The following is a 22,588-nucleotide window of genomic DNA, read 5'->3' as shown; positions in this document are numbered from 1 at the left end:
CGAAGAGCCAGGATACTTGACCGGCCGCCGTAGGCCCAATCCGGCCGTATCCGGGCCATCCGGCGGGCGGACGGCGCACGGTGCAAGGTTCAGCGGCCCTGCTCGTACCGGCGCAGCTGCTCCAGGTCGATCATGCTCGTGTCGAACAGGCTGGTCTCGTCGAGAGCGCTCTGCGGGTCCTGGGCCTGCTGCTGGTGCGGGTGCTGCTGGGGCTGCTGCTGCGCCTGGGCGTCGGGGTGCTGCTGCCAGTCCTGCGCCGCCTGGTCGTAGTTCTGCCCGTAGCCCTGGCTGTAGTTCGGGTCGTAGCCGGAGGAGTCGTAGACCGGCTGCTGGGCCTGCTGGTACGCGTACGGGTCCTGCTGCTGGTAGGCGTACGCGTCCTGCTGCTGGTAGCCGCCGTAGGCGGGGTCCGCGTACTGCTGCTGGGCGGCGGGGTCTGCGTACTGCTGCGGAGCCTGGGCCTGCGCCGGGATCGGGATCTGGACCGGCTGCTCCGGGGCCGGGACCTGGGGCGGGGACTGCGGCTCCATCGGCTGGTGCGGCGCCCCGGCGCCCTGGAGGGACTGCTGTCCCGGCAGCTCGGCGAGACCGGAGAGATAGTCCGCGTCGCTGGTGTGCCCCTGCCGTCCGGCCGCGTCCTGCTCCGCCATGTGCAGGCCCAGGTCGTCGGTGGCGACCCGGCCGAGCAGCTTCTGCCGGCCGCGGCCGACCGCGTCGAGGGTCTTGGAGAGGACGGCCTCGAAGGCGCCGAGCTTGGCGTCGACGTAGTCGTCCGCGCGGCGGATCAGGGTGTCGGGGTCGGCGCTGTACTCCGGGGCGTCCTCGTCGGCGTACCCCTCCGCGTCGAGCCCGGGGCCCCGGCCGAGCAGCTTCTCGCGGCCCCGGTCCACGGAGCCGATGGTCTTGTTGAGCACGACCTCGAAGTTCGCGAGCTTGGAGTCGACGTAGTCGTCGGCCTCGGCGCGGACCTCCTCGGCGTCCCTGCGGGCGTCGGCGAGGATGCGGTCCGCCTCTTCCTGCGCGGTGCGGGCGATCACGGTGTCAGAGATCAGCGTGGACCGCTCCGTGTGGGCGGCCGCGACGATGCGCTCCGCCTCCTGGCGGGCCTGCTCAGACAGCTGCTCGTGGCCGCCGAGCAGCTCCTGCGCCTGGGCGAGCGAGCCGGGCAGGGCCTCCCGTACCTCTTCGAGCAGCGCGAGCAGTTCGCCGCGGTTGACCACGCAGGAGGCCGACATGGGCATGGAACGGGCGTTCCCCACCGCGTCGACGATCTCGTCGAGCTTCTTCTGCACGTCCACCGTGTGCTCGCCACTCTCTACAGCCGGGTTGAAGACGGACGCAACGACTGTACGGCCAGTCGGTGCGCGCCCGACACCAGGTGACGGACCGTCAGTTCTGGTCCCCGTCCACCGCCCCGTTCCGTGCCCCGTCCGTCACCGGTTCTCCAGGCGCTCGGCCAGTGCCTCGTGCACGAGCGGAGGCAGCAGATGGGACACGTCCCCGCCCCAGGTCGCCACCTCTTTGACCAGCGAGGAGGAGAGGAAACTGTAGACGGGGTTGGTCGGCACGAAGAGGGTCTCGACGCCGGAGAGGCCGTTGTTCATCTGGGCCATCTGCAGCTCGTAGTCGAAGTCGCTGACCGCCCGCAAACCCTTGACGATGGCCGGGATGTCGCGCTCCTTACAGAAGTCGACGAGAAGTCCGTGGAACGACTCCACCTCGACGTTGCCGAACTCGGCGGTGACCCGGCGGATCAGATCGATCCGCTCGTCGATGCTGAACAGCCCCTTCTTGGACTGGTTGATCATCACGGCGACGTGCACGACGTCGTACAGCTTGGAGGCACGGCCAATGATGTCGAGGTGACCATTGGTGATGGGGTCGAAGGACCCCGGACAGACGGCGCGGCGCAACTGAATTCCCTCGCTCTCCGGTCCGGTCATCGGGCGTCTTCGGGTGCGGCGGCGCGACCGTACCAAAGGGTTCCCTCGCCGTAGCGACGCGCTCGCAACGGGTCGAAGCCCTTCGGCCAGGTGAACTCCCCACCTCTGGTGCTGCGCTCCACGGTGGCGACGGCTTCGTCATTGAGCCAGCCCTGCGAGCGGAGTGTGAGGAGGATCTCGCGAAGATCGTCATCGGTGACGGCGTACGGCGGGTCGAGGAAGACGATGTCGTACGGGGCCTCGGGGGCCGGTCCTGTCACGATCTGCTCGGCTTTGCCCGTACGGACCTCGGCGCCCGGCAGTCCGAGGGTGCGGACGTTGTCCCGGACGGTGCGGGCCGCCCGGCCGTCCGCCTCCACAAGGAGGGTGTGCGCGGCGCCCCGTGAGAGGGCTTCCAGGCCGACGGCGCCGGAACCGGCGTACAGATCGGCGACACGGAGGCCGTCGAGGGTGCCGAGCAGCGCCTCCCAGGTGGAGAAGAGACCTTCGCGCGCTCGGTCGGAGGTGGGGCGGGTGCCGGTGCCCGGGGGGACGGCGAGACGGCGTCCGCCGGCGGCACCGGCGATCACGCGGGTCATGGGTGTCGGGTCCTCGGTTCGTGGAGTGCGCGGAGTACGTGGACGGGTGTGGCTCTCGTGCGGTGCCGGAGCGGCGGCGGGGCCGCGCGCCCGCGTCGCCACCCACGATATGGCGTCGCTCCGGGCACGGCCCGCCGGGAGCGGCGCCGGGGCCGCCGAGCGGGGCCGTGAAGCCCGTTCAGCGGCGCCGTGAGGCCCGTTCAGCCCTTGTCGAGATACTGCTCCCGCTCCGTGTCCAGCAGGGCGTCCAGCGCCGTACGCAGCTCCGGGAAGGCGTCGAGCTCCGGGTCCTGGGCGACCACCGTCACGGCCTCCTCCCTGGCCGCGGCGATGACCTCCTCGTCCTCGATGACGGCGAGCATCCGCAGCGAGGAGCGGACGCCGGACTGGGCCTGGCCGAGCACATCGCCCTCGCGGCGCTGTTCGAGGTCGATACGGGAGAGCTCGAAGCCGTCGAGGGTCGAGGCGACCGCGCCGAGACGGGCGCGCGCGGGGCTCGCCTCCGGCATCTCCGAGACCAGCAGACACAGCCCCGGCGCGGAGCCTCGGCCCACCCTGCCGCGGAGCTGGTGCAGCTGCGAGACGCCGAACCGGTCCGCGTCCATGATCACCATCGCGGTGGCGTTGGGAACGTTGACACCTACCTCGATGACGGTGGTCGCGACCAGGACGTCCACCTCACCGGCGGCGAAGCGGCGCATCACGTCGTCCTTGTCGTCGGGCGGCATGCGGCCGTGCAGCACCTCGATACGGAGGCCGGTCAGCGGTCCGGCGGTGAGCTGCTTCGCGATGTCCAGCACGGCCAGCGGCGGGCGCTTGTCCCCGTCCGCCTCGGCCGCCTTCGCCGCCGCCTTCTTCTTCGGCTCGTCCTCACCGTCGCCGATCCGGGGGCAGACGACGTACGCCTGGTGCCCCTTGCCGACCTCCTCACGCACCCGCTCCCAGGCGCGCGCCAGGAAGTGCGGCTTGTCCTGGGCCGGGACGACATGGGTGGCGATCGGGGAGCGCCCGGCGGGCAGTTGGTCCAGGACGGACGTCTCCAGGTCACCGAAGACGGTCATCGCGACCGTACGGGGAATGGGCGTCGCCGTCATGACCAGCAGATGCGGCGGCTGCTTGCCCTTGGACCGCAGGGCGTCGCGCTGCTCGACCCCGAAACGGTGCTGCTCGTCCACGACGACCAGGCCCAGATCATGGAACTGCACCTTGTCCTCGATCAGCGCGTGCGTGCCGATCACGATCCCCGCCTCGCCGGTGACCAGGTCGAGCAGCGCGTGCCGTCGCCCCGCCGCGCCCATGGAGCCGGTCAGGAGCACCACCTTGGTGGCCTTCTCCGCGCCTCCCAGCATGCCGCCCTCGGCCAGCTCTCCCATCATCTCGGTGATCGAACGGTGGTGCTGCTGGGCGAGGACCTCGGTCGGTGCGAGCATCGCCGCCTGGCCGCCCGCGTCCACCACCGAGAGCATCGCGCGCAGCGCCACCATCGTCTTGCCGGAGCCGACCTCGCCCTGAAGGAGGCGGTGCATCGGGTGCTCGGTCGCCAGGTCGTCGAAGATCTCGCGGGTGACCTTCAACTGGCCGTCGGTGAGGGTGAAGGGCAGCTTGGCGTCGAAGGCGTCGAGCAGGCCACCGGCCACCGGTTTCCGTGCCACCGCCGGGAGTTGGGCGTCCGCGTGCCGGCGCCGGGCGAGGGCGACCTGGAGCACGAACGCCTCGTCCCACTTGAGCCGGTCCCTGGCCTCGGCGACGTCGGCCTTGGTGTCCGGCCGGTGGACCTTCAGCAGCGCCTCGGGGAGCGTGACGAAACCGCGCCCCTCGCGGAGCGAGGGCGGCAGCGGGTCGACCGCCTCGCCGGCCCTCGGCAGCACCGCGTCGACCGCCTTGGTGATCTTCCAGGACTCCAGTCCCTTGCAGGCCGGGTAGATCGGGATGAGCTTGCCCGCGAAGGAGTCCACGGCCTCGTCGCCGCTGTCCGTGCCGAGCGGCACATACGTGGGATGGGCGAGCTGGAGCTTCCGGTTGAACATCGAGACCTTGCCGGCGAACATGCCGCGACTGCCGGGCAGCAGGTCCTTGTGCGGCTTGTGGATCCCCCTGCCGAAGAAGACCAGTTGGAGCCGGCCGCTGCCGTCGGTGAGGGTGATCTCCAGCCGCTGGCCCCGGCCCCCGTTGAATTTCAGGATGCGGGAGTCGGCGACCTGCGCGACGACCGTGACGTCCTCGTCCAGCGGCAGGTCGGCGAGGCGGGTGAGCTGGCCCCGCTCCTCGTACCGCCTCGGATAGTGGTGCAGCAGATCACCGACCGTGTGCAGATCGAGCTGCTCGGCCATCACCTTCGCGGTGGCGGGGCCGAGCGTTTTCTTGAGTGATTCATCCAGCGCGGACACACGATCCATTGCACACCACATCACTGACATCCGTCGCGCACCTGTGGACAACCGCAGGTCGCAGTCGGGTCGGCGAAGGGTCAGCGGCCTGTCGGCCGGACCTCGGTGACGGCGGTGAGCAGGACGGCGGAGTCCTCCAGGGCCTCCAGGCCGTGCCGTTCGTGCGGGATCGGGCCCACCTGTCCGGCGATCATGTCCTGGTCGCCGGACTTCATCGTCAGCCGTACCCGGCCGTGCAGTACCTGAAGGCTGGCCGCCGGGGGCGTGTTGTGCTCGTCGAGGGACGAGCCGGAGGTCAGCGCGATGACCGTCTGCCGCAGTGGTCCGTCGTGGAGGAAGAGATGCGCGCTGCGGCCGTGGGCGCTGGCGCGCGCGTCGTCGAGCTGATGGCGGGCGAGTGCGGTCAGGTCGTCCATCGGTGGGCCTCTCACCTCGGGCGGTGCGCGCGTCTGTCCTGGTGCGCTTACCCTCCATCGTCACAGGTACGGCGCCCCGTGCAAGCTGTGGCCGCGACGAAGGCCGCGAGGGTGACGACGCGGCGTACGTACGGAGGCCGCGTACGGTCGCTCCGCGCCTGGGCCACGCCCTGCGCCACGCCTGGGTCACGCGTGCGCCGCGCCCCCTCAGCGCCTACTCCACGCCGATCAGCAGGGGCACCGACTGGCGGCCGCCTCGGTAGACGACCGTGTCGACGGCCAGGTGTCCGTCCCGTACGTAGCGCTCCAGGCGCTCGGCGAGGGTGTCGGGCACGTCCTGGCCGAGCACCAGGGTGACCAGTTCGCCGCCCGCCGACAGCATCCGGTCCAGGACGGTCTCGGCGGTGGCGGCGAGGTCGGTGCCGATCACCGCGACGTCGCCGTCGATCAGCCCCAGCAGATCCCCGGCCTGACAGATGCCCGCCATGGTCCAGGACTGCCGCTCGGCGACGGCCAGTTCGGCGTAGCGGGTGGCGCCGGCGGCCGAGGTCATGGCCACCACGTCCTCGTCGAAGCGGCGGTCCGGCTCGTGCACCGCGAGCGCGGCGATGCCCTGGACGGCCGCCCTGGTCGGGATGAGTGCGACGCGGATGCCCTCGGCGCGGGCCTGTTCGGCGGCAGCAGCGGCGGTGTGGCGCAGCTCCGCGTCGTTCGGCAGGAGCACCACCTCGTGGGCGTGGGCGCGCCGGATGGCGTCGACCAGCTCACCGCTGGCCGGCGGTTCCCCGGGGCGCGCGAGCACCGTCGTGGCCCCGGCCTCGGCGCACAGTCCGGCGAGACCCTCGCCCGGGACCACGGCGACCACGGCGCGCTGTGCCCGCTCCCGCTGGTGCCCGGCGGCGGCACCGAAGTGCGTGATCCGGATCCGGTACGGGCGGCCCGCCTCGACACCGGCCTCCACGGCGGCGCCCGCGTCGTCGACATGCACGTGCACGTTCCACAGCCCGTCGCCGCCGACCACGACGAGTGAGTCGCCGAGCGCGTCGAGCCGGCGACGGAGCCTGGTGATGCCCGTCTCGTCCGTCTCCAGGAGGTAGATCACCTCGAAGGCGGGGCCGACGGGGCTGTCGTCGGCGTCGCAGGACTCCACGACGGCGGGCAGCTCGTGCGGGCGTGCGCCCGGTGCGACGGGGGACGGGGCGTCGCCCGTGACGGCCTCCACGAGTGCGGCCAGGACGGCGAGCAGGCCCCGTCCGCCGGCGTCGACGACCCCGGCGCGGCCGAGGACGGCCAGCTGTCCGGGTGTCGCGGCGAGCGCGACGCGGGCACCGGCGTACGCGGCGTGAACGGCCGCGCCGTCGCCGTACGCCGCACCGTCACCGCCCCCGCCGTCCCCCGGCGTGCGCGCCGCGGCTGCCGCCGCCGCTGACGCCACCGTGAGGATCGTGCCCTCGACCGGATGCGCGACGGCCTCGCGCGCCAGCTCCGCCGCCCTGCGCAGGGCCCTGGCGAGGTGGTCCCCGCCGCCCTCCGCCGCCGCGGCCGCCCCGTCCTCGTCCCCGCTCTCGGCCGCGTCCTCGCCGAGCACCTCCGCCATGCCCCGTAGGAGCTGCGCCAGGATCGTCCCGGAGTTCCCCCGGGCACCGATCAGCGCCCCGTGCGCCATGGCCCGTACGGTGTCGGGCAGGTCCGGTACGGACGTCCCCGTCGCGTGCGCGTCGAAGACCGCCTCGACGGCTTGCGCGGCGGACTCCACCGTCAGATACAGATTGGTCCCGGTGTCCCCGTCGGCGACCGGATAGACGTTGATCGCGTCGATCTCCTCGCGGTCCCGGCCCAGGGCGTCCAGCGCCAGCGAGCACCAGGTACGCACCGCTGCGGCGTCGAGGGTCTGCGGCACCTGGGGGTCCTCCTTGGCGGCCTGGGCTGGGAGCTGCACCGCAGGGTAGTCCGCCCGCGCCGTAGTGGCAGGTGGGAAGGGGGGCGGGACGAGGGTGGGTCCGGCCATGGTAGTTTCGTTGAACCGGTTGGCGCGTTGTATGCTCCTCCGGTTGCCCGGCGAGAGTCGGGCCTTCTCCCCCGGCGCAGCCGACATCAGTCAATGATTCTGTCGCGCCGGAATTCACCGTAAGTGCATCTGAAGTCTTTGGAGTGACCCGTGGCTGCCAACTGCGACGTCTGCGGCAAGGGGCCGGGCTTCGGCAACAACATTTCGCACTCGCACCGCCGTACGTCCCGTCGCTGGAACCCGAACATCCAGCGCGTGCGTGCCGTGGTCGGTCGGACGCCGAAGCGGCTCAACGTCTGCACATCGTGCATCAAGGCCGGCAAGGTCTCGCGCTGACGTTCTCGTCGTAGCGCAGCCCCTGCGGTTGCCTTGAAAGCCGGTCCACCTCGGTGGACCGGCTTTTTGTCGTGCCCAACTGCCGCACCGTGTCGCCGTGGTTGGGACCGGTCGACGTCGGTCGACCTCAGTCGGTCGACGTCAGCGGAAGCGCCAGGCGTGGTCCACGGGGCCGATGCCGCCGCCCAGCGGGAAGCCGTTGGCGATCGCGCCCGTCACATACTCCTTCGCGGCCACGACGGCCGCCAGGACCCCCTGCCCCGTCCCCAGCCCCGCCGCGATCGCCGAGGCGAGCGTGCAGCCGGTCCCGTGGGTGTGCCGGTTGTCGTGACGAGGCGCGCGCAGCCAGTGCTCCTCGCCGCCGTCGGTCAGCAGATCCACGGCGTCCCCGGGCAGATGCCCGCCCTTGATCAGCACCCAGCGCGGCCCGAAGGCGAGCACGGCGGCCGCGGCACGCAGCATCTCGCTCTCGTCCCGTACCTCCACACCGGTCAGCTGGGCCACCTCGTCGAGGTTGGGGGTGGCGACGGTGGCGGTCGGCAGCAGCCTCTTCCGTACGGAGTCCAGCGCCGACGCCGCGAGCAGCGGGTCCCCATGCTTGGAGACCCCGACCGGATCTACCACCACGGGGGCGTCGGTCTCCGCGAGGAGTTCGGCGACGGTCTCCACCAGCGCGGCCGACGAGAGCATGCCGGTCTTGACGGCCTGGACGCCGATGTCGTCCACGACGCTGCGGTACTGGGCGCGTACCGCCTCCACGGGCAACTCCCAAGCGCCTTGTACGCCGCGCGAGTTCTGCGCCGTGACGGCCGTGAGGACGCTCATGCCGTGCACGCCGAAGGCCAGCATGGTCTTGAGGTCCGCCTGGATGCCCGCACCGCCGCCGGAGTCGGATCCGGCGACGGTGAGGACGCGGGCCGGCGCGCGTGCGGGCCCGGAGGGCGGAGCGGACTCGGGGGATATGGGCATGCCCCGAACCTACTGGGCCGCCGCATCCCCGAAGCCGCCAGGCCCTGTCGGCGGATCTAGGCCGAGTCCCCGAAGTGGTCCCAGCCGCCCTTGCTCGTCCACGGCGCCCCGTCGACCGTCACCTGCGGCAGCGCCGACGGGTTGAGGACCTCGCCGATCACCTTCCACCTCGCGGGCAGCTTGGCGTCCGGCGGGAACGTCGCCACGATCGCGTGGTCCTCTCCCCCGGTCAGCACCCACTGCAGCGGATCCACGCCCACCGCCTGCCCGATGTCGTTCATCTGCGACGGGATGTCGATGAGCCCCGACCGCAGATCGATACGGACCTTGCTCGCGTCGGCGATGTGCCCGAGGTCGGCGACGAGGCCGTCGCTCACGTCCGTCATCGCCGTGGCACCGAGTCCCGCCGCCGCCGGCCCCGCGTGGTACGGCGGTTCGGGCCGCCGGTGCGCCTCGACGAAGGCACGCGGTGACCGGAATCCGCGCGACAGCACCGCGTGCCCGGCCGCGGACCAGCCCAACCACCCGGTGTACGCGACGACATCGCCCGGCTGCGCGCCCGCCCTGGTCACCGGTTCGTGGTTGCGCAGATCGCCGAGCGCGGTGATCGCGAGGGTGATCGTCTCGCCCCGTACGACGTCGCCGCCGACCACCGCGGCGCCCGCGACCTGGCACTCGTCGCGGATGCCGTCCATCAGCTCGGTGGGCCAGGTGACCGGGAGTTCGGCCGGGACGACCAGGCCGAGCAGCAGTGCGGTCGGCACCGCCCCCATCGCCGCGATGTCGGCGAGATTCTGTGCGGCGGCCTTCCTTCCCACGTCGTACGCGGTCGACCAGTCGCGGCGGAAGTGCCGCCCCTCAAGGAGGATGTCCGTACTCGCCACGACCCTGCGGTCGGGTGCGGCCACCACCGCGGCGTCGTCGCCCGGCCCGAGCCGGACCGCCGGGGTGGTGGTGAGCCGGGACGTGAGCTCCCTGATGAGTCCGAACTCCCCCAACTCGCCCACGGTGCCCTTCACCGAGTCCCACCTCTCGTCGTGCGGCCGGCGGATCCGGCCAACCTGCTTGTCCGGCCGGGGTTCCGGCCCCCTGCGTCGGCTGCGCGCCCGCGGCCCGGCACCGTCACCGCTCCCGGTACCGTCGCCGCGTGCGTCAACCTCACTGCTCCGTAGGTCACGCCGCCGGTGCCGCCGTACGCGCAGGTCTCCCCGCGGCACTGGGTGACGCGATACCGTGGCGTCCCTTCTCCCCCACAAGATCCTCGTGGCCGCCCTGGAGGTTCCGTGGTACAGGCATACATCCTTATTCAGACCGAGGTGGGCAAGGCGACGACCGTCGCCGAGACCATCGCCAAGATCCCTGGAGTGATACAGGCCGAGGACGTCACCGGCCCCTACGACGTGATCGTGCGTGCGCAGTCCGACACCGTGGACGACCTCGGCCGCATGGTGGTGGCCAAAGTCCAGCAAGTGGACGGCATCACCCGCACCCTGACCTGCCCGGTCGTGCACCTGTAGCCCCCGTCTACGCTTGGCCGGTGACCCTTCCGATGCGCAGGCTATCCGGCCCCCGATCCGCCCGCCTGCCCGCCGTCCCCGTGCTCCTGCTGGTGCTCGCCGTGACAGTCGGCTGCTCCTCCACGGACGCCCCGGCATCGGTCCCGGTTCCCAGCCCTCCGGCGGAGGAGGCGGCCTTCTGCCGCGCACTGGACAAGGAGCTGCCGAAGACCGTCGCGGGGCACGACCGGAATGATCCGGAGCCACGTTCCGCGACCACCGCCGGGTGGGGAGACGCCGCGATCGTACTGCGGTGCGGCGTCCCCCGACCCGAGCGGATGAGCGACCCCCAGGCGAAGGGCGTGGACGTGGACGGCGTCAACTGGATGCTGGAGGAACGGGATTCGGGGCCCCGGTTCACCACCACGTACCGCAAGACGTACGTCGAGGTCACGCTGGGCAAGCAGTATCTGCACGACATCAGTCCGCTGTCGGACCTCGCGGCACCGGTCGCCGACACGGTGCCGCCCAGCCTCTGAGCCCCCGAGGGCGTCGCTCCGACGGTGCGCGTCATCCCTCGGCGCGTCGCCCCTCGGCGCGTCGTCCCTCAGCGCAGTCCGGTCGGACGCCGCAGCGCCGCCTGGATCAGCCGGTCGATCAGCTCCGCGTAGCCGACGCCGCTCTCCTGCCACATCCGCGGGTACATCGAGATCGGCGTGAAGCCCGGCATCGTGTTGATCTCGTTGATGACGAACCCGCCGTCCTCCGTAAGGAAGAAGTCCGCGCGGACGAGTCCCTCGCAGGACACGGCGTCGTACGCCTCGACGGCGAGCCGCTGGACCTCGGCCGTCTCCTCCTCCGTAAGAGGCGCGGGCACCAGGCCGGCGGCGGCGTCGATGTACTTGGCCTCGAAGTCGTAGAACTCGTGCGACGTGACGGGCGGGATCTCGGCGGGCACGCTCGCGCGCGGCCCGTCCTCGAACTCCAGTACCCCGCACTCGATCTCCCGGCCGCGCAGCAGCGACTCGACCAGGATCTTCGGGTCGTGGCGCTGCGCCTCCTCGATCGCGTCCTCCAGCCCTTCGAGGGCGTCGACCTTGGTGATGCCCATGGAGGATCCGGCGCGTGCGGGCTTCACGAAGATCGGCCAGCCGTGCTCGCCGGCGAACTCCACGATCTTCTTGCGGGCGCCGGAGGGATCCTGCTGCCACTCGCGCGGGCGGATCACCACGTACGGCCCGACAGGCAGTCCGTACGAGAGGAACACCCGCTTCATGTACTCCTTGTCCTGGCCGACGGCCGACGCCAGGACGCCCGCGCCGACGTACGGGACGCCGGAGAGCTCCAACAGCCCCTGGAGGGTGCCGTCCTCGCCGTACGGGCCGTGCAGCACCGGGAAGACGACGTCGACCTCGCCGAGCGCCTTGGGTACGGAGCCCTGCTCGCTGTACACGACCTCGCGGTTGCCCGGGTCGACGGAGAGGACGACGCCGCCCTCCGTGGACTCGGCCAGTTCCTCGACGCTCGGCAGCCGGCGGTCGGCGATGGCCATGCGGTCCGGTTCGTCGGCGGTGAGCGCCCAGCGGCCGTCCGTGGTGATGCCGATGGGCAGCACCTCGTACTTCGTACGGTCGATGGACCGCAGTACGGCGCCGGCCGTGACCACCGAGATGGCGTGCTCGGAGCTCCGGCCGCCGAAGACGACCGCCACACGCGGCTTGCGGAGCTGCTGCTCAGGGCTCTGGGGGAGGTTCTCGCTGCTCATATCGCGATGAGGTTACCTGCTGGCCGCCACGGAGTCAGCGGCGTTCGGGCTTGGCGCTGCGCGCCATCAGCTCCTTCACCGCGACGAGCGGGGGCTTCCCCTCGTGGACGATGCTCACGACCGTTTCGGTGATGGGCATGTCGACATCGTGGCGCTGGGCCAGATCCAGCACCGACTGGCAGGACTTGACGCCCTCCGCGGTCTGCGTGCTCGCCGCGATCGTCTGCTCCAGCGTCATGCCCCGCCCGAGGTTGGTGCCGAAGGTGTGGTTGCGCGAGAGGGGCGAGGAACACGTCGCGATCAGATCGCCCATTCCGGCGAGGCCGGAGAAGGTGTGCGGGTCGGCGCCCATCGCCAGCCCCAGGCGCGTGGTTTCGGCGAGGCCGCGCGTCATCAGCGACGCCTTGGTGTTGTCGCCGAGTCCCATGCCGTCGGCGATGCCGACGGCGAGCCCGATGACGTTCTTGACGGCGCCGCCGAGTTCGCAGCCGACCACGTCGGTGTTCGTGTACGGACGGAAGTACGGCGTGTGGCAGGCCGCCTGGAGCCGGTTGGCGACGGCCTCGTCGGTGCACGCCACGACGGCGGCGGCGGGCTGCCTGGCGGCGATCTCCCCGGCGAGGTTGGGGCCGGTGAGGACGGCGACCCGGTCGGCCGGCGCCTTGGCCACCTCGCCGATCACCTCGCTCATGCGCTTCGCGGTGCCCAGTTCGACGCCCTTCATCAGGGAGACGAGGACGGTGTCCGAGGGCAGCAGCGAGGCCCATTCGGCGAGATTGGCGCGCAGGGTCTGCGAGGGGATGGTGATGACGGTGAACTCGGCGTCCCTGGCGGCCTCCGCCGGGTCGGTCGTGGCCCGTACGGAGGAGGGCAGTTCGACGCCCGGCAGATAGTCCGGGTTGGTGCGGGTGTTGTTGACAGCGTCGACGACCTCGGGGCGGCGGGCCCAGAGAGTCACCTCGCATCCCGCGTCCGCGAGAATCATGGCGAACGCCGTTCCCCACGATCCCGTCCCGAAGACCGCGACGCGCGTCACTTCAACCCCTCTTCCGCGGCCTTGCGCCGCTTCTCTTCCAGAACCTTGCGGTGGTCGTACGGTGCGGCCGGCACCGGCTCGCCGCGTACTTCGGCGAGCAGTTCGGTGATGGCGGCCATGATGACCTCGGTGACCTCACGGAGGAGTTCGGGCGTCGGGTCCTTGCCGTAGAAACGGGAGAGGTCGATCGCCGGGCCGGCCTGTACGCGCAGTGTCTTGCGCGGAAAGAGGCGGACCTTGTTCTCCTTGGCGTACGGCGGTATCACCAGATTGGCGCCCCACTGGGCGACGGGAATGACCGGCGCCTTCGTAAGGAGGGCGACGCGTGCCACGCCGGTCTTGCCGGTCATCGGCCACATGTCGGGGTCGCGGGTGAGGGTGCCTTCGGGATAGAACGCGACGCATTCCCCGCGCTCGATGGCGTTCACGGCGGCCCGGAATGCGTCCAGGGCGTTGGAGCTCTCGCGATAGACGGGAATCTGTCCGGTGCCGCGGAGCATCATGCCGACGAAAGGCACGTCGAAGAGGGCTGCCTTGGCGAGCAGCCGCGGCACCCGGCCGCTGTTGTACTGGAAGTGTCCGTAGGAGAGAGGGTCCAGAGCCGAGTTGTGGTTCACGGCGGTGATGAATCCGCCGTGGGACGGAATGTGTTCCATTCCCCGCCAGTGCCGCTTGAACAGAACGAGCAACGGCGGTTTCGCGATGACCGCTGCCAGGCGGTACCAGAAGCCGATTCTGGGGCGGGACACTCGGACACCTTTCTCTGTGGCCTGGCTTGGGCCGGCCCTGGCTGCTGGGGGTCAAGTGTCGCCCCAGGCCTCTGCTCTGTCGAGAACACCGTACGCCCCGGTCCGCGGACCGAACCTGGGGGCTCAGTCAGCCATTCCCGGGACGTGATGGGCCCTGTGCCGCGTCGTGCGGCGCGATCGGGCCACAATAGAGTGCCGAACGCTCAAGGACGGAGAGCCCGCCACGAATACCGACCCGACCGCCTCCTGGTCCCTGGTCGTCCCGCTCAAGCCGCTCGTGGTGGCCAAGAGCAGGCTCGCCAGTTCGACGGGCGATCTGCTGCGGCCCCGGCTGGCACTGGCGTTCGCGCAGGACACCGTCGCCGCGGCGCTGGCCTGCCCCGTCGTACGCGACGTGGTGGTCGTCACCGACGATCCGCTGGCCGCGGCCGAACTCGCGGCGCTGGGCGCGCGCACCGTCCCCGACAGCCCGGCGGCCGGGCTCAACGCCGCGCTGGCGCACGGCGCGCGGGCGGTCAGGGCGGACCGGCCGGGGGCCGCCGTCGCGGCCCTCAACGCCGATCTGCCCGCGCTGCGGCCCGCCGAGCTGGCGCGGGTGCTGACCGCCGCCGGGGATTTTCCGCGCGCATTTCTCGCCGACGCCGCCGAAATCGGTACGACTTTGCTGGCCGCCCGGCCAGGATCGGAATTGAATCCGGCATTCGGCGGCCCTTCACGGCACCGGCATTTGTCGACGGGCGCCACGGAAATTGTCCTGGCCGGTGTGGATTCCGTACGACGGGATGTCGATACGGGCGAGGATCTGCTGGCCGCCGCGGCCCTGGGGCTCGGCCCGTACACGGCACGGCGTCACACGGCCCCCGGCCCGGTCACTTCCCTGCTCTGCGACCCCGCCCACGGGGCGCGGCCGGGCTGCTGACCGATACGCTGGCGGCCATGCAGGCGACCGCGTACACCTTCGAATCCGAGACCCGCAGCGGCAGTGTGCTGCTCGACGACGGGACTCCGGTGGACTTCGACGCCGCCGCGTTCGACGCGGGCGGTCTGCGGCTGTTGCGGCCCGGCCAGCGGGTCCGTATCGAACGTGCGGGCGGGGACAGCGGGAACATCACCCTGGTGACGCTCCAGACCTTCTGAGGGCCGTCAGGCGCCGCCGTACGCACCCTTCCCCGCCCCCGACAATCCCGGCAACGCCGCGGGCCGGGCTCCCCGAGGGGAGCCCGGCCCGGCGCGTGAGTGGCCCTACGGCCTTATGCCGCTTACTTGTTCCTCGCGGTGGCCTTCTTGGCGGTGGTCGTGCGCGCGGCCACCTTTCGGGCGGGCGCCTTCTTGGCGGTCGCCTTCTTGGCCGGCGCGGTCTTCTTCGCCGTGGCCTTCTTGGCCGCGCTCGCCTTCTTGGCGGTGGCCTTCTTGGCGGCCGTGGTCTTCTTCGTGGCCGTCTTCTTGGCGGTGGCCGTGGTCTTCTTGGCCGCCCTCTTGACGGTGCCCGCGACCGAGGTCTTCCTGGCGGCGGTCTTCTTCGCCGTCGCCTTCTTGGCGGTGGCCTTCTTGGCCGCGGCCTTGGCGGTCGTACGGGTGGAAGAACCGCCCGAGAGGCTGCCCTTGGGGGCCTTCTTGACGGCCACGTCGTTCTTGGGGAGCTTCTTCGAGCCGCTCACCAGGTCCTTGAAGCCCTGTCCCGCGCGGAAACGCGGCACCGACGTCTTCTTGACCCGGACCCGCTCACCCGTCTGCGGGTTACGGGCGTAACGGGCCGGGCGGTCGACCTTCTCGAACGAACCGAAGCCGGTGACGGATACCCGCTCACCCGCGACGACGGCGCGGACAACAGCGTCCAGTACCGCGTCGACCGCGTCGGCCGCCTGCTGGCGACCGCCGACCTTGTCCGCAATTGCTTCTACGAGCTGCGCCTTGTTCACGTCTTCCCCTTCGGAGACATTGCCAGAACGAAAGTGTTCAAGCTTTTCCGCACGTTAGGCAGATATATACCGCAAATCAAACACGAAACGGGCTAATCACCCTAGTGCCGCAACGAAGTCGACCCCGCGGAGTTCCGCGGCTTCAGTCGCCTTGCGGGAATCGACCCTCGTCGAGGTCCTTCATCAAGCGGTCCAGACGACGTGCCGCGTCTAAGAGATCGTGTTTGGCCGCGGCCGTGATGACCAGCAGCTTCCGGGTCAGCGCCATCCGTACGCCCTCCGGGACTTGCAGTGCGCGCACCCTTGTGTGCGCTTCCTTGAGCCGGTCCGCGACCACTCCGTAAAGCTCGAGTTGGCTGTCGCGTTCCATGCACCGATTGTGCCATCTGGGGCGAGTTGTCGCCCGACGGGGTCTCAACAAGGCACTGCGCCCCCTACCGGGAGGCAGGGGGCGCAGGTGGGGAAAAGCGCTGATCAGACGGCAATTGTGCGGGGTTTGAAGGACGGTCGGGAGGCCTCGTACGCGGCGATGTCCGCTTCGTTCTTCAGGGTGAGACTGATGTCGTCGAGGCCGTTGAGGAGCCGCCAGCGGGCGTTCTCGTCCAGCTCGAAATCGGCGGTCACCGTTGCTCCGTCGGGGCCCTCGGCGCGCACCTGACGCGCTTCGAGGTCCACCGTCACCGTCGCGGTGGGGTGCGCCTCGGTCAGTTCCCAGAGGTGGTCGACGACGCGCTGCTCCAGAACGACGGTCAACAGACCGTTCTTGAGGGAGTTGCCACGGAAGATGTCGGCGAACCGGGAGGAGATGACGGCGCGGAAGCCGAAGTTCTGCAGCGCCCACACGGCGTGTTCGCGCGACGAGCCGGTGCCGAAGTCGGATCCGGCGATCAGCACCGAGGCGCCCTGCCGCTCGGGCCGGTTGAGCACGAAGTCCGGGTCCTTGCGCCAGGCCTCGAACAGCCCGTCCTCGAAACCGTCGCGTGTGACCTTCTTCAGCCAGTGCGCCGGGATGATCTGGTCGGTGTCGACGTTGCTGCGCCGCAGCGGGACGGCCCGGCCGGTGTGTGTGGTGAAAGCGTCCATGGCGCTCAGGCCTCCACGGGGGTGCGGGTGTCGGACAGGTCGGCCGGCGAGGCCAGATGGCCCAGCACGGCGGTGGCCGCGGCCACCTGCGGCGAGACGAGGTGGGTCCTGCCGCCCTTGCCCTGCCTGCCTTCGAAGTTGCGGTTCGAGGTCGACGCGGAGCGCTCGCCGGGCGCGAGTTGGTCGGGGTTCATGCCCAGACACATCGAACAGCCCGCGTGCCGCCATTCGGCGCCCGCGCCGGTGAAGACCTTGTCCAGGCCCTCGGCCACGGCCTGGAGCGCGACCCGTACGGAGCCCGGGACCACCAGCATCCGTACGCCGTCGGCGACTTTGCGGCCGTCCAGGATCGAGGCGGCCGAGCGCAGGTCCTCGATACGGCCGTTGGTGCACGAACCTACGAAGACGGTGTCCACCTTGATGTCCCGCAGCGCCTGCCCTGCGGTCAACCCCATGTACTCCAGGGCCTTTTCGGCGGCGAGCCGCTCCGAAGCGTCCTCGTACGAAGCGGGGTCGGGGACGTGCGTCGACAGCGGCGCGCCCTGGCCGGGGTTGGTGCCCCAGGTGACGAACGGGGCCAGTTCCGTGGCGTCGATGAAGACCTCGGCGTCGAAAACGGCGTCGTCGTCGGTGCGCAGCGTCCGCCAGTACTCGACCGCGGCGTCCCAGTCGGCCCCCTCGGGGGCGTGGTCGCGGCCCTGGAGGTAGTCGAAGGTGGTCCGGTCCGGGGCGATCATGCCCGCCCTGGCGCCGGCCTCGATCGACATGTTGCAGATGGTCATGCGGGCTTCCATCGAGAGCTTCTCGATGGCGGAGCCGCGGTATTCGAGGATGTAGCCCTGGCCGCCGCCGGTGCCGATCCGGGCGATGACGGCGAGGATCAGGTCCTTGGCCGTGACGTCGGCGGGCAGTTCGCCCTCGACGGTGATGGCCATGGTGCGGGGGCGGGCCAGCGGCAGTGTCTGGGTGGCCAGGACATGCTCGACCTGGCTGGTGCCGATGCCGAAGGCGAGCGCGCCGAAGGCGCCGTGGGTGGAGGTGTGGCTGTCGCCGCACACGACTGTGGTGCCTGGCTGGGTCAGCCCCAGCTGCGGGCCCACGACGTGGACGACACCCTGCTCGACGTCGCCCAGCGGATGCAGGCGTACGCCGAAGTCCGCGCAGTTCTTGCGCAGCGTCTCCAGCTGGACGCGGGAGACGGGGTCGGCGATCGGCTTGTCGATGTCGATCGTCGGGGTGTTGTGGTCCTCGGTCGCGATGGTGAGGTCGAGCCGCCGCACCGGCCGGCCGTTCTGGCGCAGACCGTCGAAGGCCTGCGGGCTCGTCACCTCGTGCAGCAGGTGCAGATCGATGAAGAGAAGGTCGGGCTCGCCCTCGGCGCGCCGGACGACATGGTCGTCCCAGACCTTCTCCGCGAGTGTCCTACCCATCGCTTTCCCTTCGGCCGGCAGCGCCGCCGGCAGTCCTGGAGATATGTGGGGCCCACGCCGGTGTCCCACCGTGCCCGCGTCGGCTGCGAACCCGGTTCGTGTACGGGCCCGTCCCTACAGGTTGGCAAGTTCCTCGGAAAATTGAACTTGCGTTTCACAGAGTGAGACGCGAGTATCGTTGCATGGACAACTCTAGCGGCGTCGGCGTTCTCGACAAGGCGGCTCTGGTACTGAGCGCCCTGGAGTCCGGTCCGGCCACCCTCGCCGGGCTGGTCGCTGCGACCGGGCTCGCACGGCCCACGGCCCACCGGCTGGCCGTGGCCCTGGAACACCACCGGATGGTGGCGAGGGACATGCAGGGCCGGTTCATCCTCGGCCCGCGGCTCGCCGAGCTGGCGGCGGCGGCCGGCGAGGACCGCCTGCTGGCGACGGCCGGGCCGGTGCTCACGCATCTGCGCGACGTGACCGGGGAGAGCGCCCAGCTGTACCGGCGCCAGGGCGACATGCGGATCTGTGTGGCCGCCGCCGAGCGCCTGTCCGGTCTGCGGGACACGGTGCCCGTCGGCTCCACGCTCACCATGAAGGCGGGCTCGTCGGCGCAGATCCTGATGGCGTGGGAGGAGCCGGAGCGGCTGCACCGCGGCCTTCAGGGGGCGCGGTTCACGGCCACGGCGCTCTCCGGTGTACGGCGGCGGGGCTGGGCCCAGTCGATCGGCGAGCGCGAGCCGGGCGTCGCCTCGGTCTCGGCGCCGGTGCGCGGGCCGTCCAACCGGGTCGTCGCGGCGGTGTCGGTGTCCGGCCCGATCGAGCGGCTCAGCCGGCACCCGGGGCGGATGCACGCCCAGGCGATCATCGACGCGGCGGGGCGGTTGTCGGAGGCGCTGCGCCGCACCAGCTGATTCCGTTCCCGCGCACACCCCGCGCATCGCGCACCCGGCACCGCGCAGCCGCCCAACTCCGCCTCGTACGCCGCGGAGTTACGAGCCGAGGCGGTCGGCCGCGCGCTCGCCGCGACGGCCCACGGGGACGACCTCCGTGGCCGCGCCGAGGCCGAACGCCGGCATGTTGATGTAGACGCTCTCGTACGAGCCCGCCGGGACGACGTACGTCTCGTGCCAGAAGCCCACCTTGCCCTTGCCGGCGCGCAGCCGGCGGTTGAACTCCGTCCACGCGGGGCGGTGCTCGCCGTCCGGCGCGGAGGCGTACGCGAGCAGCTTCTCCTTCGAGTCCCAGTACTGGACGATGTACAGCACCCGCGGGAAGCCCAGCAGCGACTGGACGCCGACGAGGCCGCTGTCCTTGTCGCGCGACAGCTCCTTGAGCATCCTCGGCATGGCCGTGAACACCGGCCACCAGCTCCGCAGGGCGCGGAAGTTGTTGATGCGCATCCCGATGATGAAGACGACGACGTCGCCCTCGGCGGCCGCGGTCATCCGGCCCTCGATCAGCTTCGTACCCATGACGGTCCCCCTGCTTCCGGCCGCGCGAAGGCGGCGGTACGGGCGGCGACTCCCTTTGGAGAGTGCCACTATCCATGATTGGATAGTGACACTCTCCAAAGGATGGTGCAAGCGGTATGCGGATGGCGGAGCTGAGTGAGCGCAGTGGGATTCCCACCGCCACGATCAAGTACTACCTGCGGGAGGGGCTGCTCAGGCCGGGCCACCGGGTCACCGCCACGCAGTCCGCGTACGACGACGAGCATCTGCGCCGGCTGCGTCTCGTCCGCGCGCTGATCCAGGTCGGCCGGATGCCGGTCGCCACCGCGCGGGAGGTCCTCACGGCCATCGAGGACGACTCCATCGACCACCACATGCGTCTGGGCGCGGCGATCTCGGCGCTGCCCGGTGACGGGGCACTGGACGCCGCGTTCGACGCCGACGAGCTGGACGAGGTGACGGAGTCCGCGCGGCGCCGGGCGGAGGAGCTGTTCGCGGAGCTGGGCTGGACGCACGCGCCGCGGGCGGGCGCCTCGGAGGCGTCGTACCGCGTCCTGGTGGGCGCGATCGCCGGACTGTCCAGGACCGGCTATCCGTGCGAGGTGTCGGACCTGCTGCCGTACGGGCGGCTGGCCGACCAACTCGGCGTCACCGACATCGACATGGTGGAGCGGTACGGGGACCCGTACGAGCAGGTGGAGGCGGCGGTGGCGCTCACCGTGCTGTACGAGCCGGTGCTGCTGAGCCTGCGCCGGCTGGCGGAGGCCGAGGAGTCCAACCGGCGCTACAGTCCTGGGAATTGAGCGCGTCGAATCGAGTCGGAGAGTCAGCCACAAGACGGAACAGGGCAACGGAAAAGGCCCTCCGCGATCGCGGAGGGCCTCGTCGTCACGTACCCCCGACCGGATTCGAACCGGCGCTACCGCCTTGAGAGGGCGGCGTGCTAGGCCGCTACACAACGGGGGCTAGCTGATGGAGCATTGAGCTGGGCTACCAGGACTCGAACCTAGAACAACGGAACCAGAAACCGTCGTGTTGCCAATTACACCATAGCCCAAGGTGGTTCAGACTTTCGTACTGCGTACCCCCGACCGGATTCGAACCGGCGCTACCGCCTTGAGAGGGCGGCGTGCTAGGCCGCTACACAACGGGGGCCCTAGCGATCCTGCATCGACATGTCCGGGTGCGACCCGAAGAAATCGGAGAGAAGGATCTGTACCCCCGACCGGATTCGAACCGGCGCTACCGCCTTGAGAGGGCGGCGTGCTAGGCCGCTACACAACGGGGGCCTTGCAGAAGAACTCTGCGGCTGGGCTACCAGGACTCGAACCTAGACTAACGGAACCAGAAACCGTCGTGCTGCCAATTACACCATAGCCCACCAAAACTCAACCCCCGAGGCGGGGGTTTTGTTTGGGTTTGCGCCTTCCGGCCAGACCTTGCGGTCTCTGGGGCGGCGCAGGAAGAACATTACCCGATGGGGGACGGCGCTCCAAAACGAGTATCACCGCGCAGCAGCGCGGGCAGGCGGTCCAGATCGGTGATCGTCACGAGCTCGGGCCGGCCGCCGAGCCGCCCCCGGTCGAGCCAGACTCCGGCCAGTCCGGCGGCGGTGGCGCCGCCGGCGTCGATGTCCGGTTCGTTCCCCACGTAGGCGACTTCGGCGGGGTCCAGCTCCAGGGCGTCGCACGCCGCGTGGAAGGCGGCGGCGTCGGGCTTGGAGACGCCCAGCTCGGCGGCGCACAGGACGGCCTCGAAGTAGTCCCGTACGCCGAGGATGCGGAGCTTGCGGTCCTGGTTGTGGATGCTCGAATTGGACAGGACGGCCTGGCGGTAGTCGGGGGCCAGGGAGTCCAGCGCGGCGAGGGCGTCGGGGAAGAGCTTCCAGGCGGACTCGTAGTGCGCGACGTAGCGGTCGAACCAGGCGTCGGCGTCGGTGTCGCTCAGCGCCTCCGTACGGAGGAACTGCCTGACGCGGTCGCGTCGCTGTCCTTGGAAGGTGGTCTCGCCGTCGGCGAACCGCAGCCACTGGATGTCGGTGATCTCCCGCCAGTGCGCGAGGGCCTGCTCTGCGGTACCGAAGCGGTCGGCGAGCCCTTCGGCCGCGAGATGCAGCCGCATCCCGGCGCGGTCGGCGGTGGTGTAGTCGAAGAGGGTGTCGTCGATGTCCCAGACGACGGCGCGGATCGGCATACGACGACGGTACCGGGGCGGCGCGGGCCCCGTCCCTCGTACGGATGGCCGGCGCGGCCGGGCACGGTGCCGCGTGCCGGACAGGCCCTAGCATGGCGGTCCTGTTCGCCCCACCCGCCGAGGGAGTTGATCATGGTCCCTGAAGTGGACCCGGAGTCCTGCGAGAGAACTCCGGAGGCCGTTCGCACGGCGCTGCAGCGGCGTCCCGACTGGTTGCAGGCCTTCGAGCAGGACTGGCTGAGCGCGGCGGCCGACTTCGATCAGGCGGCTCTGGCGGGTGTCGTGGACAAGTGGTTCCCCTTCGCCTGCGCCTGCGCGACCCCGGGGTACCTGGACGACTCCGAGCACACGATCAAGCGGATGGCGGAAGGCGACACCGAGGGCATGGTCTTCCGGGACGCGGAGGGCAGGGCGTACGACGCCGAGAACAACCCGGTGGACGCGAGGGGGCGCGGGTGAGCGCGTACACGATCCGGTACGCGGATCGGGCGGCCCGACGTAAGGCCGCGCTGACCGCGACCCGACGCGGCGCGCTCTCCGCCCTGGAGAAGCGGCTCGCCGTCAACCCCTTCGGACCGCCGGCGACGAGCAACCGGGAAAACAGTTGGTCGGCGGCGTTCGCCGGTGGCTTCGTGACGTACGTCGTGTCGAACCGGCACGTCGTGATCAACGTCGTCGACCTCGTGGCGCTCTGAACCACCGCGTGCCGTGGGGTACGGCGAAGGGGGGTGGGGGGGGCGGGGGGGGCGGCCCCCCCCCCCCCCCACGCCCCCGCCCGCGGCGCCGCCACCCGCGACGGCCCCGGCCCGAGGGGGGGGGGCCGGCGGGCAGGAAAGAAAAA

General features: G+C 70.7%; 26 protein-coding genes and 5 tRNA genes. 9 read left to right on the top strand and 22 right to left on the bottom strand.

Annotated elements, in window-relative coordinates; all coding sequences use genetic code 11:
• Positions 1-89: 89 nt before the first annotated feature.
• The 6 genes from ACFT9I_RS34240 to ACFT9I_RS34215 all read right to left on the bottom strand — a co-directional run bounded on the left by ACFT9I_RS34240 (position 90) and on the right by ACFT9I_RS34215 (position 7,263).
• On the bottom strand, positions 90-1,298 hold the full coding sequence (locus ACFT9I_RS34240; RefSeq protein ID WP_382570979.1) for a cell division initiation protein: 1,209 nt from the start codon (positions 1,296-1,298) through the stop codon (positions 90-92).
• 135 nt (positions 1,299-1,433) lie between these two features.
• Positions 1,434-1,913 (bottom strand): pantetheine-phosphate adenylyltransferase, encoded by a 480-nt coding sequence (gene coaD, locus ACFT9I_RS34235; RefSeq protein WP_382570999.1) that lies wholly within the window; start codon positions 1,911-1,913, stop codon positions 1,434-1,436.
• Positions 1,914-1,939: 26 nt separating this feature from the next.
• Positions 1,940-2,521, bottom strand: a complete 582-nt coding sequence (rsmD, locus tag ACFT9I_RS34230) for a 16S rRNA (guanine(966)-N(2))-methyltransferase RsmD (RefSeq protein ID WP_382570978.1) — start codon at positions 2,519-2,521, stop codon at positions 1,940-1,942.
• A 200-nt stretch (positions 2,522-2,721) separates the two neighbouring features.
• The gene (gene recG, locus ACFT9I_RS34225) at positions 2,722-4,917 is read right to left on the bottom strand and encodes an ATP-dependent DNA helicase RecG (protein ID WP_382570976.1); all 2,196 of its coding nucleotides are present in this window, start codon (positions 4,915-4,917) and stop codon (positions 2,722-2,724) included.
• Positions 4,918-4,988: 71 nt separating this feature from the next.
• Positions 4,989-5,324, bottom strand: coding sequence for a cupin (locus ACFT9I_RS34220; protein ID WP_382570974.1), 336 nt, complete (start codon positions 5,322-5,324; stop codon positions 4,989-4,991).
• A 214-nt stretch (positions 5,325-5,538) separates the two neighbouring features.
• The gene (locus ACFT9I_RS34215; protein WP_382570973.1) at positions 5,539-7,263 is read right to left on the bottom strand and encodes a DAK2 domain-containing protein; all 1,725 of its coding nucleotides are present in this window, start codon (positions 7,261-7,263) and stop codon (positions 5,539-5,541) included.
• Positions 7,264-7,482: 219 nt separating this feature from the next.
• Between ACFT9I_RS34215 and rpmB the strand changes: the two genes are divergently transcribed.
• The gene (gene rpmB, locus ACFT9I_RS34210) at positions 7,483-7,668 is read left to right on the top strand and encodes a 50S ribosomal protein L28 (RefSeq protein ID WP_003957616.1); all 186 of its coding nucleotides are present in this window, start codon (positions 7,483-7,485) and stop codon (positions 7,666-7,668) included.
• Between the two features lie 141 nt (positions 7,669-7,809).
• Here the strand turns inward: rpmB and thiD are convergent, their stop codons facing one another.
• Positions 7,810-8,637, bottom strand: a complete 828-nt coding sequence (gene thiD, locus ACFT9I_RS34205) for a bifunctional hydroxymethylpyrimidine kinase/phosphomethylpyrimidine kinase (RefSeq protein ID WP_382570971.1) — start codon at positions 8,635-8,637, stop codon at positions 7,810-7,812.
• Positions 8,638-8,693: 56 nt separating this feature from the next.
• Positions 8,694-9,656 (bottom strand): thiamine-phosphate kinase, encoded by a 963-nt coding sequence (locus ACFT9I_RS34200; protein WP_382570970.1) that lies wholly within the window; start codon positions 9,654-9,656, stop codon positions 8,694-8,696.
• 264 nt (positions 9,657-9,920) lie between these two features.
• Here ACFT9I_RS34200 and ACFT9I_RS34195 point away from each other — a divergent pair, with 264 nt between their 5' ends.
• On the top strand, positions 9,921-10,154 hold the full coding sequence (locus ACFT9I_RS34195; protein ID WP_354607567.1) for an Lrp/AsnC ligand binding domain-containing protein: 234 nt from the start codon (positions 9,921-9,923) through the stop codon (positions 10,152-10,154).
• A 32-nt stretch (positions 10,155-10,186) separates the two neighbouring features.
• On the top strand, positions 10,187-10,672 hold the full coding sequence (locus ACFT9I_RS34190; protein WP_382570997.1) for a DUF3515 domain-containing protein: 486 nt from the start codon (positions 10,187-10,189) through the stop codon (positions 10,670-10,672).
• A 68-nt stretch (positions 10,673-10,740) separates the two neighbouring features.
• Here the strand turns inward: ACFT9I_RS34190 and ACFT9I_RS34185 are convergent, their stop codons facing one another.
• Genes ACFT9I_RS34185 through ACFT9I_RS34175 form a run of 3 tightly spaced genes read right to left on the bottom strand, consistent with a single transcriptional unit; the run spans position 10,741 to position 13,683 of the window.
• Positions 10,741-11,898, bottom strand: a complete 1,158-nt coding sequence (locus ACFT9I_RS34185; protein ID WP_382570968.1) for a D-alanine--D-alanine ligase family protein — start codon at positions 11,896-11,898, stop codon at positions 10,741-10,743.
• Between the two features lie 34 nt (positions 11,899-11,932).
• The gene (locus tag ACFT9I_RS34180) at positions 11,933-12,934 is read right to left on the bottom strand and encodes an NAD(P)H-dependent glycerol-3-phosphate dehydrogenase (protein ID WP_382570967.1); all 1,002 of its coding nucleotides are present in this window, start codon (positions 12,932-12,934) and stop codon (positions 11,933-11,935) included.
• Positions 12,931-13,683, bottom strand: a complete 753-nt coding sequence (locus tag ACFT9I_RS34175; RefSeq protein ID WP_382570965.1) for a lysophospholipid acyltransferase family protein — start codon at positions 13,681-13,683, stop codon at positions 12,931-12,933. The genes ACFT9I_RS34180 and ACFT9I_RS34175 overlap by 4 nt, the downstream gene beginning before the upstream one ends.
• 166 nt (positions 13,684-13,849) lie before the next feature.
• On the opposite strand from ACFT9I_RS34175, the gene cofC reads away from it, so the two are divergent.
• Positions 13,850-14,602: a 2-phospho-L-lactate guanylyltransferase gene (gene cofC, locus ACFT9I_RS34170; protein ID WP_382570963.1), complete on the top strand. Its 753-nt coding sequence runs from the start codon at positions 13,850-13,852 to the stop codon at positions 14,600-14,602.
• Positions 14,603-14,619: 17 nt separating this feature from the next.
• Positions 14,620-14,820: a hypothetical protein gene (locus ACFT9I_RS34165; protein WP_363242571.1), complete on the top strand. Its 201-nt coding sequence runs from the start codon at positions 14,620-14,622 to the stop codon at positions 14,818-14,820.
• 122 nt (positions 14,821-14,942) lie between these two features.
• On the opposite strand, the gene ACFT9I_RS34160 is transcribed toward ACFT9I_RS34165, so the two are convergent.
• From ACFT9I_RS34160 to leuC, 4 genes are all read right to left on the bottom strand, one after another.
• Positions 14,943-15,602 carry an HU family DNA-binding protein gene (locus tag ACFT9I_RS34160; protein WP_382570962.1) on the bottom strand — a complete coding sequence of 220 codons (660 nt, stop codon included), beginning with the start codon at positions 15,600-15,602 and terminating at the stop codon, positions 14,943-14,945.
• A gap of 142 nt (positions 15,603-15,744) precedes the next feature.
• On the bottom strand, positions 15,745-15,972 hold the full coding sequence (locus tag ACFT9I_RS34155; RefSeq protein WP_147878303.1) for a hypothetical protein: 228 nt from the start codon (positions 15,970-15,972) through the stop codon (positions 15,745-15,747).
• Between the two features lie 104 nt (positions 15,973-16,076).
• Complete coding sequence (leuD, locus tag ACFT9I_RS34150; RefSeq protein WP_382570960.1) at positions 16,077-16,685, bottom strand: 3-isopropylmalate dehydratase small subunit; 609 nt, start codon at positions 16,683-16,685, stop codon at positions 16,077-16,079.
• A 5-nt stretch (positions 16,686-16,690) separates the two neighbouring features.
• The gene (leuC, locus tag ACFT9I_RS34145) at positions 16,691-18,115 is read right to left on the bottom strand and encodes a 3-isopropylmalate dehydratase large subunit (protein WP_382570958.1); all 1,425 of its coding nucleotides are present in this window, start codon (positions 18,113-18,115) and stop codon (positions 16,691-16,693) included.
• A gap of 182 nt (positions 18,116-18,297) precedes the next feature.
• Between leuC and ndgR the strand changes: the two genes are divergently transcribed.
• Complete coding sequence (ndgR, locus tag ACFT9I_RS34140; protein WP_078074883.1) at positions 18,298-19,014, top strand: IclR family transcriptional regulator NdgR; 717 nt, start codon at positions 18,298-18,300, stop codon at positions 19,012-19,014.
• A gap of 78 nt (positions 19,015-19,092) precedes the next feature.
• Here ndgR and ACFT9I_RS34135 read toward each other — a convergent pair whose 3' ends face one another.
• Positions 19,093-19,575, bottom strand: coding sequence for a DUF4188 domain-containing protein (locus ACFT9I_RS34135; protein WP_382570956.1), 483 nt, complete (start codon positions 19,573-19,575; stop codon positions 19,093-19,095).
• Between the two features lie 116 nt (positions 19,576-19,691).
• Here ACFT9I_RS34135 and ACFT9I_RS34130 point away from each other — a divergent pair, with 116 nt between their 5' ends.
• Positions 19,692-20,357 (top strand): MerR family transcriptional regulator, encoded by a 666-nt coding sequence (locus ACFT9I_RS34130; protein WP_382570954.1) that lies wholly within the window; start codon positions 19,692-19,694, stop codon positions 20,355-20,357.
• Positions 20,358-20,447: 90 nt separating this feature from the next.
• On the opposite strand, the gene ACFT9I_RS34125 is transcribed toward ACFT9I_RS34130, so the two are convergent.
• The 6 genes from ACFT9I_RS34125 to ACFT9I_RS34100 all read right to left on the bottom strand — a co-directional run bounded on the left by ACFT9I_RS34125 (position 20,448) and on the right by ACFT9I_RS34100 (position 21,747).
• A tRNA-Glu gene (locus tag ACFT9I_RS34125) sits at positions 20,448-20,520 on the bottom strand.
• Positions 20,521-20,539: 19 nt separating this feature from the next.
• Positions 20,540-20,611, bottom strand: a tRNA-Gln gene (locus ACFT9I_RS34120).
• 25 nt (positions 20,612-20,636) lie between these two features.
• Positions 20,637-20,709, bottom strand: a tRNA-Glu gene (locus tag ACFT9I_RS34115).
• A gap of 61 nt (positions 20,710-20,770) precedes the next feature.
• Positions 20,771-20,843: transfer RNA gene (locus tag ACFT9I_RS34110), tRNA-Glu, on the bottom strand.
• Positions 20,844-20,863: 20 nt separating this feature from the next.
• Positions 20,864-20,935, bottom strand: a tRNA-Gln gene (locus ACFT9I_RS34105).
• A gap of 89 nt (positions 20,936-21,024) precedes the next feature.
• A complete protein-coding gene (locus tag ACFT9I_RS34100) occupies positions 21,025-21,747 on the bottom strand; it encodes an HAD family hydrolase (protein ID WP_382570953.1) in 723 nt (240 codons plus the stop codon).
• A gap of 132 nt (positions 21,748-21,879) precedes the next feature.
• Here ACFT9I_RS34100 and ACFT9I_RS34095 point away from each other — a divergent pair, with 132 nt between their 5' ends.
• Positions 21,880-22,206, top strand: a complete 327-nt coding sequence (locus ACFT9I_RS34095) for a hypothetical protein (RefSeq protein WP_382570952.1) — start codon at positions 21,880-21,882, stop codon at positions 22,204-22,206.
• Complete coding sequence (locus ACFT9I_RS34090) at positions 22,203-22,442, top strand: hypothetical protein (protein ID WP_382570950.1); 240 nt, start codon at positions 22,203-22,205, stop codon at positions 22,440-22,442. Before ACFT9I_RS34095 ends, ACFT9I_RS34090 begins: the two co-directional genes overlap by 4 nt.
• Positions 22,443-22,588 lie beyond the last annotated feature (146 nt).

The organism is Streptomyces sp. NPDC057137, from assembly GCF_042670825.1.
Taxonomy (GTDB): domain Bacteria; phylum Actinomycetota; class Actinomycetes; order Streptomycetales; family Streptomycetaceae; genus Streptomyces.
Note: the sequence above shows the minus strand (reverse complement) of the source record. Positions and strands in the feature narration are given on the sequence as shown.